Annotated in this window: 17 protein-coding genes; 16 read left to right on the plus strand and 1 reads right to left on the minus strand. The window is 38.0% G+C overall.

Translation table 11 applies throughout. The features are described 5' to 3' along the window. Positions 1-4: 4 nt before the first annotated feature. The 14 genes from smpB (at position 5) to IGI97_RS04145 (ending at position 11072) form a co-directional block, all read left to right on the plus strand. Positions 5-469: an SsrA-binding protein SmpB gene (gene smpB, locus IGI97_RS04080; RefSeq protein WP_002356550.1), complete on the plus strand. Its 465-nt coding sequence runs from the start codon at positions 5-7 to the stop codon at positions 467-469. Positions 470-771: 302 nt separating this feature from the next. Beyond that, complete coding sequence (gene atpB, locus IGI97_RS04085; protein ID WP_002356551.1) at positions 772-1491, plus strand: F0F1 ATP synthase subunit A; 720 nt, start codon at positions 772-774, stop codon at positions 1489-1491. Positions 1492-1539: 48 nt separating this feature from the next. Further along, entirely contained in the window at positions 1540-1761 is a 222-nt protein-coding gene (atpE, locus tag IGI97_RS04090) for an ATP synthase F0 subunit C (RefSeq protein ID WP_002356552.1), read from the plus strand. Positions 1762-1898: 137 nt separating this feature from the next. Beyond that, positions 1899-2429 (plus strand): F0F1 ATP synthase subunit B, encoded by a 531-nt coding sequence (atpF, locus tag IGI97_RS04095; protein WP_002365031.1) that lies wholly within the window; start codon positions 1899-1901, stop codon positions 2427-2429. Beyond that, positions 2416-2958: an ATP synthase F1 subunit delta gene (atpH, locus tag IGI97_RS04100; protein WP_002356554.1), complete on the plus strand. Its 543-nt coding sequence runs from the start codon at positions 2416-2418 to the stop codon at positions 2956-2958. Before atpF ends, atpH begins: the two co-directional genes overlap by 14 nt. A gap of 28 nt (positions 2959-2986) precedes the next feature. Beyond that, positions 2987-4543 (plus strand): F0F1 ATP synthase subunit alpha, encoded by a 1557-nt coding sequence (gene atpA / locus IGI97_RS04105; RefSeq protein WP_002356555.1) that lies wholly within the window; start codon positions 2987-2989, stop codon positions 4541-4543. Positions 4544-4558: 15 nt separating this feature from the next. Continuing rightward, positions 4559-5467 (plus strand): F0F1 ATP synthase subunit gamma, encoded by a 909-nt coding sequence (locus IGI97_RS04110; RefSeq protein WP_002359606.1) that lies wholly within the window; start codon positions 4559-4561, stop codon positions 5465-5467. A 73-nt stretch (positions 5468-5540) separates the two neighbouring features. After that, the gene (gene atpD / locus IGI97_RS04115) at positions 5541-6947 is read left to right on the plus strand and encodes a F0F1 ATP synthase subunit beta (RefSeq protein ID WP_002356558.1); all 1407 of its coding nucleotides are present in this window, start codon (positions 5541-5543) and stop codon (positions 6945-6947) included. Between the two features lie 16 nt (positions 6948-6963). Continuing rightward, positions 6964-7383 carry a F0F1 ATP synthase subunit epsilon gene (locus IGI97_RS04120; protein ID WP_002356559.1) on the plus strand — a complete coding sequence of 140 codons (420 nt, stop codon included), beginning with the start codon at positions 6964-6966 and terminating at the stop codon, positions 7381-7383. A gap of 188 nt (positions 7384-7571) precedes the next feature. Further along, entirely contained in the window at positions 7572-7808 is a 237-nt protein-coding gene (locus IGI97_RS04125) for a DUF1146 family protein (protein ID WP_002356560.1), read from the plus strand. Positions 7809-7910: 102 nt separating this feature from the next. After that, complete coding sequence (murA, locus tag IGI97_RS04130) at positions 7911-9212, plus strand: UDP-N-acetylglucosamine 1-carboxyvinyltransferase (RefSeq protein WP_002356562.1); 1302 nt, start codon at positions 7911-7913, stop codon at positions 9210-9212. A gap of 13 nt (positions 9213-9225) precedes the next feature. Continuing rightward, on the plus strand, positions 9226-9402 hold the full coding sequence (locus tag IGI97_RS04135; protein ID WP_002356564.1) for a DNA-directed RNA polymerase subunit beta: 177 nt from the start codon (positions 9226-9228) through the stop codon (positions 9400-9402). Positions 9403-9529: 127 nt separating this feature from the next. Next, positions 9530-9898, plus strand: a complete 369-nt coding sequence (locus IGI97_RS04140; RefSeq protein WP_002356567.1) for a PTS glucitol/sorbitol transporter subunit IIA — start codon at positions 9530-9532, stop codon at positions 9896-9898. 4 nt (positions 9899-9902) lie between these two features. Continuing rightward, the gene (locus IGI97_RS04145; RefSeq protein ID WP_379896894.1) at positions 9903-11072 is read left to right on the plus strand and encodes an AI-2E family transporter; all 1170 of its coding nucleotides are present in this window, start codon (positions 9903-9905) and stop codon (positions 11070-11072) included. Between the two features lie 61 nt (positions 11073-11133). On the opposite strand, the gene IGI97_RS04150 is transcribed toward IGI97_RS04145, so the two are convergent. Continuing rightward, positions 11134-11760, minus strand: a complete 627-nt coding sequence (locus tag IGI97_RS04150) for an FMN-dependent NADH-azoreductase (RefSeq protein ID WP_002356569.1) — start codon at positions 11758-11760, stop codon at positions 11134-11136. Between the two features lie 301 nt (positions 11761-12061). On the opposite strand from IGI97_RS04150, the gene licT reads away from it, so the two are divergent. Together licT and IGI97_RS04160 are read left to right on the plus strand one after the other, a co-directional pair. Beyond that, the gene (licT, locus tag IGI97_RS04155) at positions 12062-12904 is read left to right on the plus strand and encodes a BglG family transcription antiterminator LicT (RefSeq protein ID WP_002359608.1); all 843 of its coding nucleotides are present in this window, start codon (positions 12062-12064) and stop codon (positions 12902-12904) included. A gap of 162 nt (positions 12905-13066) precedes the next feature. Beyond that, positions 13067-14947: a beta-glucoside-specific PTS transporter subunit IIABC gene (locus tag IGI97_RS04160; protein WP_438738039.1), complete on the plus strand. Its 1881-nt coding sequence runs from the start codon at positions 13067-13069 to the stop codon at positions 14945-14947. Positions 14948-14952 lie beyond the last annotated feature (5 nt).

Here is a 14952-nt window from a genome sequence, read left to right on the forward strand (position 1 = left end):
GCTTATGCCAAAAGGGGAAGGAAAATTAATCGCACAAAACCGCAAAGCTAGACATGATTATTCAATTATCGATACGGTTGAAGCTGGGCTTGTTTTACAAGGAACAGAAATCAAATCTATTCGTAATGGTCGTATCAATTTAAAAGATGGTTTTGCACGAATTCGAAACGGAGAAGCCTTTTTGTATAATGTTCATATTAGTCCATATGAACAGGGCAATATTTTTAATCATGACCCATTACGTACCAGAAAATTATTATTACACAAAAAACAAATTAATAAGTTAATCGGCGAAACCAAAAATACAGGTATCACATTAGTACCTTTGAAGGTCTATATTAAAGATGGCTATGCCAAAGTTTTGATTGGTTTAGCTAAAGGGAAAAAGCAGTACGACAAGCGTGAAGACTTGAAACGTAAGGAAGTTGACCGACAAATCAGCCGAACATTAAAAAATAACCGACGTTAAAAATGTAAATTTATTCTTTTTCGCATATTTGCTTGCCTTTCTTCGGATTAGGTGTAAAATCTGGTAAGTGTTGAGTAAATGAATGTAAATGATTCATTTTTTAATCGCTTCGGAAAGCAGTACCACCCCGCATTAGATTGGTTTATGGAAAAGGTTTTCCAACCAATTTTCAACACATGAAATTTTAAAAGTAAACTATTTGTAAATTATCAACAAGTGGTGGTACGATAGCTTTGCCAGGGATTATCACTCAGGAGTAGGATGAAACTTCTGAAAGATTGTTGGAAAAGAGGTGAATTGATTTGGAAGAGAAGAAATTACTCTTCAATATCGGACCAATTTGGTTTGATGGAACCATTGTTTTGATGGTGCTGTTGACGTGTATCATTGTTTTCGCCTTTGTCTATGCTTGTACGAGAAATATGAAGCTACGACCTAAAGGCAAACAAACGGTCATCGAATGGTTAGTGGATTTTATTCGTGGAATCATTACAGACAATTTACCTCGTAAAGAAGTGAGCAATTTTCATTTAATGGCGTTTACCCTTTTCATGTTTGTGCTTGTTTCAAACATCTTGGGTCTCGTTACAAAAATCGTTGTGGGCGACGATCTCAGCGTTTGGAAAAGTCCAACCGCCGATCCAATCGTAACCTTAACGTTAGCGATGATGATGATTGTCTTAACACACTTCTTTGGTATGAAACGCTTTGGTTTTAAAGGCTATCTAGTTAATAGTTATTTAAGACCCGTTGGTTTCTTACTACCGGTAAAATTAATGGAAGAATTCACGAATCTATTAACATTAGGCTTGCGTTTGTACGGAAACATTTTTGCCGGCGAAGTTCTATTGGGCTTGATTGCTGGAACCGTAGCAAGCGTTGGATTATGGGTTATCCCACTAGCAATTCCGCTAGAAATGATTTGGGTAGCATTCTCAATCTTTATTGGATGTATCCAAGCGTTTATCTTTGTGACACTTTCAATGGTTTATATGTCACACAAAATTGAAACAGAAGAATAATCAAGAAATACGAAGGACAAAAATTATCTTTTAGGAGGATTTTACACAATGGAAGGATTAAATTTTATCGCAGCAGCAATTGCAATTTTCGGTTCAGCTATCGGAGCCGCTATCGGTAACGGACAAGTTATTTCAAAAACAATCGAGTCAATGACTCGTCAACCAGAAATGTCTGGTCAATTAAGAACAACAATGTTTATCGGGGTCGCTTTAATCGAAGCTGTGCCAATTTTAGGTGTCGTTGTTTCTTTATTACTTTTATTCAGATAAGCAATAAAATGGAGGCAGGACGCTGATTATTATCGGGACCGTCACTGCTTTCTTCTATCTTTAGCCTTTTCAATAGCTGGTGATAAAGCAGTTGAAGAAGCTAAATCGATTTTTGCAGGAAAGGAAGTTGAGACTTCATGCTACTTACTACATTGGTAGTCGGTGAAACGGCTCCTAGTACCACACTAGGCACGATGATTGTTGTCAGTGGTGCATTTTTAATCTTGATGCTCTTATTAAAGAAATATGCATGGGGAGCAATCGTAGATATTTTGACACAACGTGAAGAAAAAATTGCCAACGATTTAGACTCTGCAGAACAATCTCGCGTAGCAGCAGCGAAAATGGAAAAAGAACGTCAACAACAATTACTTTCTTCCAGATCAGAAGCAGCTGAAATTATTAAAAACGCGAAAGAAAGTGGAGAACAGACTCGCCAAAAAACATTAAAAGAAACAACTGCGGAAGTTACTCGCTTACGCGAAAAAGCTCGGACAGATATTTCTCAAGAACGTGAAGAAGCATTGTCTTCAGTAAAAAATGAAGTGGCAGATCTTTCTCTTCAAATTGCAGCCAAAATTTTAAATAAAGAATTAACACCAGATGCACATGAAGCATTGATTGATTCTTATATTGAAAGTTTAGGTAAAGCAAATGAAACTAGATAAATATACAGTTGGTAAACGCTACGGCAAGGCTTTGTTTGAGTTGGCAGTTGAAAAGAACCAAGCTGAAGCAATTTATCAAGAATTATTGACGCTTCGCGAAGTCTATCACCAAGTACCTGGTATTGGCGATATTTTAAGTGATGATCGCTTAGAGCCTTATGAAAAAGACAGCATCATGGAAAAACTAGTAACAGGTTTTAGTGAAATGATGCAAAACTTTTTGCGAGTGGTTTACGAATATCGTCGCATGTACGATCTGCTCTTGATGATTGATGAATATGAACGACGTTATGATGAGCACCAAGGACTAATTTTGGGTTCAGTGACAACAGCCATTCCTTTATCAAAAGAACAACATCAAGCAATGGAAGAAAAAGCTGCCCAATTATTAGGGTATGAACAAGCGCATTTAGTCAATTTAATTGACCCGTCAATTGTCGGCGGAGTGGTTATTGAAGCAAACCATCAAGTAATCGATGGCAGCATCCGCAAACAATTAGAACATATGCAGCAGAAGTTATTAAAATAATCTTTAGGACTACAAAGAGGTGAATTGAATGGCTATCAAAGCAGAAGAAATCAGTGCCTTGATTAAAGAACAAATCGAAAACTATCAACAACAGCTTGCTGTTGAAGAAGTTGGAACAGTCACTTACGTCGGTGACGGAATTGCCCGCGCCCACGGTTTAGAAAATGCCATGAGTGGAGAACTTGTTGAGTTTTCAAACGGTTCATACGGAATGGCACAAAACTTAGAAACAAATGATGTAGGGATTATTATCCTTGGCGATTTTGAAACCATTCGTGAAGGAGATAAAGTACAACGCACAGGCAAAATCATGGAAGTACCCGTTGGGGAAGCTTTGATTGGCCGTGTTGTTAATCCATTAGGTCAACCGTTAGATGGTTTAGGCGAAATTAAAACAGACAAAACACGTCCTGTGGAAGCAACAGCTCCCGGTGTTATGCAACGTCAATCTGTTGCTGAACCAATGCAAACTGGCTTAAAAGCCATTGATGCCCTCGTACCAATTGGTCGTGGACAACGGGAATTAGTTATTGGAGACCGTAAAACAGGGAAAACATCGATTGCAATTGATACAATTATTAACCAAAAAGGACAAGATGTAATTTGTATTTATGTAGCGATTGGTCAAAAAGAATCTACTGTTCGTAACCAAGTAGAAACACTTCGTAAATTTGGTGCCTTAGATTATACAATCGTTGTGACTGCAGGGGCTTCACAACCAGCACCATTACTTTACATTGCACCGTATGCAGGAACTGCAATGGGTGAAGAATTCATGTATAACGGCAAACATGTCTTAATTATTTTTGATGACTTATCAAAACAAGCCGTGGCTTATCGTGAACTTTCTTTACTATTACGCCGTCCACCAGGTCGTGAAGCTTATCCAGGGGATGTCTTCTATTTACACTCACGTTTGTTAGAACGTGCAGCTAAATTAAGTGATGAATTAGGTGGCGGTTCAATGACAGCCTTACCATTCGTTGAAACACAAGCAGGCGATATTTCTGCTTATATTCCAACAAACGTTATTTCAATCACTGATGGACAAATTTTCTTAGAAAGCGACTTGTTCTATGCAGGCACTCGTCCAGCCGTTGATGCTGGGTTATCTGTTTCTCGTGTCGGAGGATCAGCGCAAATCAAAGCAATGAAAAAAGTTGCCGGAACGCTTCGTTTAGACTTAGCTAGTTACCGTGAGTTAGAAGCCTTTACACAATTTGGCTCTGATTTAGATGCGGCAACACAAGCTAAATTAAACCGTGGTCGTCGTACGGTAGAAATTTTAAAACAAAAACTACATGCGCCACTGCCTGTAGAAAAACAAGTCTTAATTTTATATGCGTTAACACACGGCTTTTTAGATAGCGTGAGCGTAGATAAAATTTTACACTTTGAACAAGATTTATTCGATTATTTTGATGGCAAACATGCAGACTTATTGGAAACCATTCGTACTACGAAAGACTTACCAGATACTGATGCATTAGATGCAGCGATTACAGAGTTTTCTGAAATGTTTGCAGCGGCAAACAATAGCGGAGATTCAGCCAAAGAAGCTTTAGAAAAAATCGATAACGCATAAGAGAGGTGAGCGACATTGGGTGCTTCATTAAACGAAATCAAACAACGCATTGCATCAACAAAAAAGACAAGCCAAATTACCAAAGCGATGCAAATGGTTTCTGCAGCCAAATTGACCAAGTCAGAAGGCGCCTCTAAAAGCTTTCAAGAATATTCTTCAAAAATTCGTAGTGTCGTTACGCATTTAGTAGCTGCTCAGTTAAGTGAATTACGTGAAACAGAACAATCTTCTCTTAGTGAAGGGAACTATCATGTGATGTTAGCACAACGACCTGTCAAAAAAACAGGCTATATCGTTATCACTTCTGACAAAGGGTTAGTTGGTGGCTACAATAGCTCAATCTTAAAACAAACCATGAGTATGATTCAAGAAGACCACGATTCTAATAAAGAATATGCCTTAATCGCCATTGGTGGTACAGGGGCGGATTTCTTTAAAGCACGCGGAATCGATGTTTCCTATGAGCTAAGAGGCTTAACGGATCAACCAACGTTTGAAGAAGTCCGTAAGATTGTGACAACGGCAACGACTATGTACCAAAACGAAGTGTTTGATGAATTGTATGTTTGTTATAATCACCACGTTAACTCACTAACGAGTCAGTTTCGTGTGGAAAAAATGTTGCCAATTACTGATTTAGATCCATCAGAGGCGACCTCTTACGAACAAGAATATCTTTTAGAGCCTTCACCTGAAGCAATTTTGGATCAATTATTACCACAATATGCAGAAAGCTTAATTTATGGGGCGATCATTGATGCGAAAACAGCAGAACATGCTGCTGGGATGACCGCCATGAAAACAGCCACTGACAATGCGCAAAATATTATTAGCGATTTAACAATTTCTTATAACCGTGCTCGTCAAGGGGCGATTACCCAAGAAATTACAGAAATTGTTGCTGGTGCAGCTGCACTAGAATAATCTAGTCTTACGTTTGAACGTTTATAAAAACGTTCAAAGCGTGTGACTTTATGAAGACTGGAGGAAAGAAATTATGAGTTCAGGAAAGATTGTTCAAGTAATCGGTCCCGTTGTTGACGTGGAATTTTCATTAGATCAATCCTTACCCGATATTAACAACGCTTTAGTCGTTTATAAAAATGGCGAAGCAAAACAAAAAGTAGTACTTGAAGTCGCTTTAGAACTAGGTGATGGAGTGATTCGTTCTATCGCCATGGAATCGACAGATGGTTTACAACGTGGAATGGAAGTTATCGATACAGGAAAATCAATTTCAGTTCCTGTTGGTAAAGATACATTGGGTCGTGTGTTTAACGTTTTAGGAGACACAATTGACTTAGAAGCGCCATTCCCTGCAGATGCTGAACGTAGTGGGATTCATAAAAAAGCGCCAGCATTTGATGAATTAAGTACCAGTAATGAAATTTTAGAAACAGGGATTAAAGTTATTGACTTATTAGCACCTTATCTAAAAGGTGGTAAAGTCGGACTTTTCGGTGGTGCCGGTGTTGGTAAAACCGTCTTAATTCAAGAATTAATTCATAATATTGCCCAAGAACATGGAGGGATTTCCGTCTTTACTGGTGTTGGTGAACGGACACGTGAAGGGAACGACCTGTACTATGAAATGAAAGATTCAGGCGTTATTGAAAAAACAGCCATGGTTTTTGGTCAAATGAACGAACCACCAGGTGCACGGATGCGTGTGGCCTTAACTGGGTTAACGATTGCTGAATATTTCCGTGATGTGGAAGGACAAGACGTGCTATTATTTATTGATAACATTTTCCGTTTCACCCAAGCCGGTTCAGAAGTTTCTGCCCTTTTAGGTCGGATGCCGTCAGCCGTTGGTTACCAACCAACCTTAGCGACTGAAATGGGACAATTACAAGAACGGATTACTTCAACGAAAAAAGGATCAATTACCTCTATTCAAGCAATCTATGTTCCAGCCGATGACTATACCGATCCAGCGCCAGCAACAGCGTTTGCCCATTTGGATGCAACAACTAACTTGGAACGTAAATTAACCGAACAAGGGATTTATCCAGCGGTAGATCCGTTAGCTTCATCTTCTAGTGCCTTGGCTCCTGAAATTGTTGGAGAAGAACACTACGAAGTGGCTACCGAAGTGCAACATATTTTACAACGTTACCGTGAATTACAAGATATCATCGCTATTTTAGGGATGGACGAATTATCAGATGACGAAAAAGTACTTGTTGGTCGCGCACGCCGTGTTCAATTCTTCTTATCTCAAAACTTTAACGTTGCTGAACAATTTACAGGTCAACCTGGTTCTTATGTACCAGTTGCGGAAACAGTTCGTGGCTTTAAAGAAATTCTTGAAGGTAAACATGACAATCTGCCAGAAGAAGCCTTCCGTAGTGTCGGTAAAATTGAAGATGCCATCGAAAAAGCGAAACAATTAAACTACTAGAAAGGCGGCAAACACAATGGATAGTCTTACTGTGAATGTAGTAACGCCTAATGGTCTAGTTTATGACCACCATGCAAAAATCGTTGTGGCGAAAACAACAGATGGTGAAATTGGTATTTTACCAAAACATGCGCCAATCATCGTTCCGCTAGCGATTGATGAAGTCCGCATCAAACGGACCGATTCAGATACACATGTTGACTGGGTAGCTGTAAATGGTGGTATCATGGAAGTCCGTGATAATGTCGTTTCTATTATTGCCGATAGTGCCGAACGTGAACGAGATATCGATGTACCTCGTGCTGAACGAGCAAAACAACGAGCAGAGCGTTTAATTGAAGAAGCCAAAGCAAAAGATGACCGCGATCAACTACGTCGTGCGACTGTTGCTTTGCATCGTGCAATCAACCGGATCAACGTATCGAAACATGGGTAAAAAAGGCTGAAGGATTCAGTCACTTTTGTAGAGTTTAAGGCGCTTGCTATTGAGTCAGGTGCTTTAAACTCTATTTCTTCGTATTTTTTAATAAATAGTGTCAAATTTTGGCATTTCAAGTGGATTAATTATCGGTTTTTATTATTTTGTGATAAAATGTTCCTACGTTAGAAAAAAGGAGGCTCCTTATGCAATACTATGGAGTAGATGCTATTGTTCGAATCGTTAGTCATCTTATGTTCATTTACATAAGTTTTTGGGCGTTGCAATCATTGCGTATTGAGCAATTTTTCAAAACCCAATTTACACCGCAAATCAGAATGTTGATGGTATTTTTCGCCATCGCTATCGGATACACAGTTAGCTCGTTTGCTTTAGAATTGATTGCACTTTGTCGAAATCTTTTCATTGTGTATTTTCCTTAAAAATTGAAAAATAAAAAAAGGTACAATTTTTAGTTGAATAATGGTATAATAGTAAAGATTTTGAATAGGAATACCTATTCTCATTTTTTTGGGGGGAACAAAATGGAACAAATTATTGTTCATGGTGGTAATACAAAATTAGAAGGAACTGTAAAAATTGAAGGCGCCAAAAACGCTGTTTTACCAATTTTAGCAGCTACTCTTTTAGCTGAAGAAGGCGTTACTACTTTAAAAAATGTACCAATTTTATCTGATGTATTTACAATGAATCAAGTAATTAAGCATTTGAATGTAGCCATTGATTTTGATGAAGACGCGAATGAAGTAACAATAGACGCAACACAACCTTTAGGGATCGAAGCAAACTATGAGTACGTTAGTAAAATGCGTGCTTCTATCGTTGTAATGGGACCTTTATTGGCTCGTAATGGCCATGCCAAAGTGGCAATGCCAGGTGGCTGTGCCATTGGAAAACGACCAATTGATTTACACTTAAAAGGCTTCCAAGCATTAGGTGCAAAAATCATCCAAAAAAATGGTTATATTGAAGCAATTGCGGATGAACTAATCGGTAACACTATTTACTTAGACTTCCCAAGTGTCGGCGCTACGCAAAACATTATGATGGCTGCTGTTCGTGCGAAAGGAACAACCATCATTGAAAACGTTGCTCGTGAACCTGAAATCGTTGACTTAGCAAACATTTTAAACAAAATGGGTGCCAATGTTATCGGTGCTGGGACAGAAACGATGCGTATCGAAGGCGTCGATAAATTACATGCCGTAGAGCATTCAATCGTTCAAGATCGAATTGAAGCAGGTACGTTCATGGTAGCTGCAGCAATGACTGAGGGCAATGTTTTAATTGAAGAAGCAATTTCTGAACATAATCGTCCGCTGATTTCTAAATTAACTGAAATGGGTGCAATCATTGAAGAAGAAGAAAATGGCATCCGTGTAATTGGACCAAAACATCTAAAACCAACAGATGTTAAGACAATGCCGCATCCTGGTTTCCCAACAGACATGCAAGCGCAAATGACAGCAATCCAAATGTTTGCTGAAGGAACAAGCATCGTGACAGAAACAGTCTTTGAAAATCGTTACCAACACTTAGAGGAAATGCGTCGAATGAACGCTGACTTAAAAATTGACGGCAACATTGCCGTTATTAATGGTGGCAACGAGTTACAAGGAGCAGCAGTGGAAGCCACTGATTTACGGGCAGCTGCCGCATTGATTTTAGTAGGGTTACGTGCAAATGGCATTACACGTGTCTCTAATTTGAAATATTTAGATCGTGGCTATTATGAGTTCCATAAAAAACTTCAAAAATTAGGCGCGAACGTTGAACGTGTCAATGATGAAAAAATTGAAGAAAAACAAGCAACGACAGTAATCTAAAGGAGTCAAACGTATGAGTTCATTTCGTTATATTTTAGTAACATTATTGAAAATTCTAGTGGTCATTTCGTTAGTCATTATCTTATTTGTTGTGGGAACAATGATTGGTTATGGTTTGATTGGAAATGGGAATCCAATGGATGTCTTTGATGAAAAAATTTGGACTCATATTATGAACTTCTTTAAATAAAAACTTATTTTAAGGCGGTGAACAAAAGTCAATTGACGATTGTTCATCGCCTTTTCTTTTTCCTGAATATCTATTTTATTCTATGCTATAATAATAGAAGTAAGATAATGAAGGAGTGGGATGGAAGATGCAAGCAACCGTAACAGAAATAGGCAAACATGCAATCGATGATTCAGAAAAAATGATTATTCTTTTTGGTGAAACTGCTACCGATACCTTGAAGCAACATGCAGTTATTCAATCATTTCCAGAAAAAGACCAAGTTACCCTTGCAGAAGGAGATCATCTGAAAATTGGCGATACAAACTATACAATTACAAAAGTGGGTTCTTTTGCCAATAGTAACTTGCAAAGTATCGCTCACAGCACTTTAATCTTTGCTGATGCACCAACCGATGAGGATGATGTTATCCGAAATGGTGTTTATTTAACGCCCCATCAGTTACCAAAGATAACTATTGGAACAACAATTGATTATTTAGTAAATGGAGCGTGAATCAATGGATAAAAAACAAACGACTGATAAACGCCTGTCTTGGTTTTGGCGTTGGTTTTTAAATAATCAAGTAGTAACAGCCTTACTGATTGTCTTATTGGTGCTGTTAATTATTCTAACTTTTACGAAAGTTTCTTATTTATTTAAGCCCGTCTGGCAGTTTTTCGGCGTTGTCGGCTTACCAGTAATTATGGCGGGGATTTTATATTATTTATTAAATCCGATTGTCGATTATTTAGAGAAAAAACAAATCTCACGTGTCTGGAGTATTATCGGCCTATTTATTTTAATTGTGGCACTACTCATTTGGGGTGGTATTGTAATCGTTCCTAAAATTCGTGAGCAATCTGTCAGCTTTGTGAATCATTTTCCTCAATATATTGATACAATTGATCAAAAATCGCAGGAAATATTAAGTGATCCACTTTTCGCGCAATTTAGAGAACAACTTGAAGCGGCAGGCGATAAAGTTGTCAGTTCGTTAGGTACCATCATTAAAAACGTCTCAACGTTCACAGTACAAGGAATTGGTAATTTCTTTGGGGCGGTGGCTACGATCTTTGTCGCCATCATTACGATGCCGTTTATTCTATTTTATTTACTGAAAGATGGCAAAAACTTAGCGCCATATTTAATGAAGTTTTTACCAGTGAAGATGCGTAAACCAACCTTAAAAGTTCTTGCAGAAGTCAATGATCAAGTCTCTTCTTATATTAGAGGACAGTTAACTGTCGCTTTCGCAGTGGCAATTATGTTTATGATTGGTTTTTCTGTCATTGGCTTAGATTATGCAGTCACTTTAGGTATTGCAGCAGGCTTTTTAAATTTAATCCCTTATTTAGGGTCATTTTTAGCCATGATTCCAGCAGTCTTTTTAGGAATTGTCAGTGGGCCAGCTTTGTTAATTAAAGTCTTGATTGTTTTTGCCATTGAGCAAACGATCGAAGGTCGGTTTATTTCACCACTTGTCCTAGGCAGTCAGTTATCCATTCATCCAGTCACCATTTTGGTTGTTTTATTAACGTCTGGTAAACTATTTGGGATTGTCGGGGTGATTTTAGGAATTCCTGTTTATGCCGCAGCTAAGGTGATAATTACACACATTTTTGAATGGTACCAAATCGTTTCCGGTTTGTATGATGAAGATAAGCCAGATCAACAAGAATCTACGTAACAAAAGAGACAAGCAGTGAACGAACTGCTTGTCTCTTTTTGATGTAAATCACTCGGAAAATTTAGAATGTTTTACCGTATTCAGTTGCTTTGGTCATGGCAGTATTTAAAAGTTCTTCCGCGCGATCAGGGAAATGATCGATTCCTTCGATGAATAATCCGTCAACTTGCTCAACACCAATAAAGTTTAGAATCGCTTTAATGTATTGAGAAGCAAAATCTTTTCCTTCGTAGAAGCCGCCATTTGATTGGATGTGTAAGGCTTTTTTACCACTTGTTAGAGGTTTTGGTCCTTCTGCAGTATATTGGAATGTTTTTCCAGCAACGTTGATTGTATCTACCCAAGCTTTTAAGCGTGTCGGTACGTTTAAGTTCCACATTGGATTAGCAATTACTACTTTGTCTGCAGATAAAAATTGATCAGTTAATTCATTAAAACGAGCCACTTTTTGTTGTTGGTTTTCGCTTAATGTTTCAAATGCTGCGCCAGCGCGAAGTGCACCCCAAGCAGATAATAATTCTTCATCGATTTCCGGCATGTTTGTTTCTGGTGCATAAACATCTAAAATTTCGATTTCGTCTGATGGATTTGTTTCACGGTATGAAGCTAAAAATGTTTCTAACGCACGAACTGAGCGTGATTCTTCTTTTGTTAATGGATGTGCTTTAACAACTAATAATTTTGACATTGTGTAATCTCCTTAAAATAAATAGTTTAAAAATTCAACATCTCTATTTTACTAATAAAAAGTAAGAGAAAGCAAGTCTTTTTTTTACTTTTAGTAAACTTTTTTTTAAAATGGATCAAAAGAGTAAAAAATAAATAAAAATATTTTTTTGAAAAGGCTTGCATATTAAAAAAAAGCATGCTATTATTACTTTGTAAATAAGGATTGTTACTGCTTTGCAGGCAAAACCAGAGTCTTCCATTAACACAATCAGTGGAGGGATTCTGGGCTTTTTTTATAAAAAAGTGAGGTTGCATTCATCATGAGGATTGAAAAAGTTTTAAATAATAATGTCGTGCTTTCAAGAAATGAGCAAGGCGAAGAAATTGTTTATATGGGACGCGGCTTAGCCTTTCAAAAGAAGATTGGAGACACGATCAATCCAGATTATGTTGAAAAGGAATTCGTGTTAAAGGACTCCGCTATGGCAGGGCAATTCCAGCAGCTGTTTGAAGACGTCCCCACCAAAGAAGTAGAAGTCGTCAAACAAATCGTTGATTTAGCAGAAACAACGCTAGCGATTGAGCTTTCATCAAATATTTATTTAACTTTAACGGATCATATTCACTATGCGTTACTTCGAGCCAAAGAAGGAATTGATATTCCGAATCCTCTTGTATTCGAAACACGCAAATTTTATCCTAAAGAATTTGAAATCGCAAAGCAAGCATTAGCGATTATTGCTGAAAAGCTAGGGGTTCAATTTTCAGAAAATGAAGCGGGCTTCATTGCTTTTCATATTGTGAATGCTGAACAAGGAAATGGCAATATGGAAGTTACCATGGAAGCAACCAAGATGGTTCGTGATATTTTAACGATTATTAGTCGCTACTTTGGACAGGTGTTTGATGAAGATTCATTAAACTATCAACGAATTGTTACACATCTTCAATATTTTGCGCAACGTTATTTAAAACAAGAAGCGCATGATGAGGAGGACGAATTTCTTTTTGCATTGGTCCAAGGAAAGTATCCTAAGGCGTTTCAAGCGGTCCAACGTATTAATGAGTATTTATTAAAAAGCTATGATCGACCAATTGATCAAGCGGAAATGATTTATTTAACCATTCATATCCAAAGAGTGGTCAATGATAAAAAAGCATAACAACCAATAATCGCGGATTGTTACTGATAATGCAGGCAAAACCTAGATTGAAAAAACCGATAACGATTTTCGCAGACTGCGCAGCTGTGAAGAGAAGGATCTGGCTCTTTTTCAATGTAGGTTTTTTTGATATTAAAAATTAATGGAAATGAGGATCTAGAGATGAGTAAAAATCAAGAAATTGCAGCACGTGTGTTAAAAGCTGTTGGGGGCGAAGGCAACGTTAATAGTGTTGTTCACTGTGCTACACGCTTACGTTTTAAATTAAAAGATGAAAATAAAGCAGATACAGCTGCATTGAATGCTGACCCAGATGTTATTCAGGTAGTTCAAAGTGCAGGACAATATCAAGTGGTTATTGGCAGTCACGTTAGTGATGTGTATAAGGATTTGATGGCCAACAGTGGACTAGGTAATGATTCTGATAATAGAGAAAAAGAAAGTGGCGGAAATATCTTTAACCGTTTAATTGATATTATTTCTTCTATTTTTACACCGTTTTTAGGTGCAATGGCCGGCGCTGGGGTTCTAAAAGGCTTCTTAACATTAGCTGTAACTATGGGCTGGTTAGCTGACACTTCAGGCGTATATCTTGTTCTCTTTTCGATTGCAGATGGCTTATTTACTTTCTTACCAATTATGTTAGCGTTTACGGCTGCTAAAAAATTCAATACTAATCCCTTTTTAGCGGTTGCTTTGGCGATGGCCTTAGTTCATCCCAGCATTACTGCTTTAGCAGGCAAAACAATTAGCTTTGCTGGTCTTCCAGTGATTATTGGGCCAAGTGGCTATACTTCTTCGGTTTTACCAATTATTTTGGCTGTTTTTGCACAAAGTTATGTGGAACGTTTCTTCAAAAAAGTAATTCCGAGTTTTCTACAAATTATCTGCGTTCCGTTAGCTGTTTTCCTTATTATGGCACCTGTTACCTTCTTAGCTATTGGTCCTATCGGGACGGTCATCGGCGATTGGTTGGGACAAGGATACAACGCAATTTACGCTTTTAGTCCAATTATCGCAGGGTTATTAATGGGTTCGTTGTGGCAAGTCTTGGTAATGTTTGGTATGCATTGGGGCTTTGTACCAATTATGATGTTAAACTTAACACAAGGTGGCGATACGATGGTACCGATGTTATTACCAGCCGTTATTGCACAAGGCGGGGCTGCTTTAGCTGTCTTTTTCCTAACAAAAAATGTGAAACTAAAAGGTTTGGCTTTGTCTTCAAGCATTACAACTATTTTTGGAATTACTGAACCAACTGTATATGGTGTGACTTTACCATTGAAAAAACCATTTATTGCAGCTTGTATTGGTGGCGGTATCGGTGGTGCATTTGTGGCTATGAATCACGTGAAAAACTTTACGTTTGGCTTGGTTAGTATGTTGAGCTTGCCTGGCTTTATTCCTGCAGAGACAAAAGATACTGCACCGATGATTACTGGTGCAATTGGTGCCGGAATTGCCTTTATCATTGCGTTTGTCTTAACGTTTGTCTTACGTTTTGAAGATCAACCTAATCCAGAAACAGCAACTGAAAAAACAGCAACTGATGAGATGGTGGCACCTGTAAAAACGAATCAAGAAGACAAAATTATTTTAGTAAGTCCACTTCAAGGTGAAATTTTACCGCTAGAAAAAGTACAAGACCCTGTTTTTGCTTCAGGTGCTTTAGGAAAAGGTGTTGCAATTGAGCCGACTGAAGGCAAACTGTATGCACCCGCAGATGGTGAAATCACCACATTATTTCCGACAGGACATGCTGTTGGCTTGACGACAACAGAGGGCGTTGAATTATTAATGCATATTGGCATGGATACGGTCGAATTAGATGGTAAAGGCTTTGAATTATCAGTGAAACAAGGTGATTCTGTTAAAAAAGGAGATTTGCTGGTTACTTTTGATATTGCTGCCATTAAAGAAGCTGGTTATCCAGTAGTTACACCGATTGTGGTAACGAATACGAATGATTATTTAGATGTTTTGGATATGAACCAAACAGACGTGTTACATGGTGAAGACTTTTTAGCCATTATTAAATAAAAGAC

The organism is Enterococcus sp. DIV2419, from assembly GCF_051711865.1.
Lineage (GTDB): Bacteria > Bacillota > Bacilli > Lactobacillales > Enterococcaceae > Enterococcus > Enterococcus faecalis.

Coding starts and splice junctions, on each gene's coding strand:
- smpB (WP_002356550.1), top strand. CDS start 5: ATGCCAAAAGGGGAAGGAAAATTAATCGCACAAAACCGCAAAGCTAGA.
- atpE (WP_002356552.1), top strand. CDS start 1,540: ATGGAAGGATTAAATTTTATCGCAGCAGCAATTGCAATTTTCGGTTCA.
- atpF (WP_002365031.1), top strand. CDS start 1,899: ATGCTACTTACTACATTGGTAGTCGGTGAAACGGCTCCTAGTACCACA.
- atpH (WP_002356554.1), top strand. CDS start 2,416: ATGAAACTAGATAAATATACAGTTGGTAAACGCTACGGCAAGGCTTTG.
- atpA (WP_002356555.1), top strand. CDS start 2,987: ATGGCTATCAAAGCAGAAGAAATCAGTGCCTTGATTAAAGAACAAATC.
- atpD (WP_002356558.1), top strand. CDS start 5,541: ATGAGTTCAGGAAAGATTGTTCAAGTAATCGGTCCCGTTGTTGACGTG.
- IGI97_RS04120 (WP_002356559.1), top strand. CDS start 6,964: ATGGATAGTCTTACTGTGAATGTAGTAACGCCTAATGGTCTAGTTTAT.
- IGI97_RS04125 (WP_002356560.1), top strand. CDS start 7,572: ATGCAATACTATGGAGTAGATGCTATTGTTCGAATCGTTAGTCATCTT.
- murA (WP_002356562.1), top strand. CDS start 7,911: ATGGAACAAATTATTGTTCATGGTGGTAATACAAAATTAGAAGGAACT.
- IGI97_RS04135 (WP_002356564.1), top strand. CDS start 9,226: ATGAGTTCATTTCGTTATATTTTAGTAACATTATTGAAAATTCTAGTG.
- IGI97_RS04140 (WP_002356567.1), top strand. CDS start 9,530: ATGCAAGCAACCGTAACAGAAATAGGCAAACATGCAATCGATGATTCA.
- IGI97_RS04145 (WP_379896894.1), top strand. CDS start 9,903: ATGGATAAAAAACAAACGACTGATAAACGCCTGTCTTGGTTTTGGCGT.
- IGI97_RS04150 (WP_002356569.1), bottom strand. CDS start 11,760: ATGTCAAAATTATTAGTTGTTAAAGCACATCCATTAACAAAAGAAGAA.
- licT (WP_002359608.1), top strand. CDS start 12,062: ATGAGGATTGAAAAAGTTTTAAATAATAATGTCGTGCTTTCAAGAAAT.
- IGI97_RS04160 (WP_438738039.1), top strand. CDS start 13,067: ATGAGTAAAAATCAAGAAATTGCAGCACGTGTGTTAAAAGCTGTTGGG.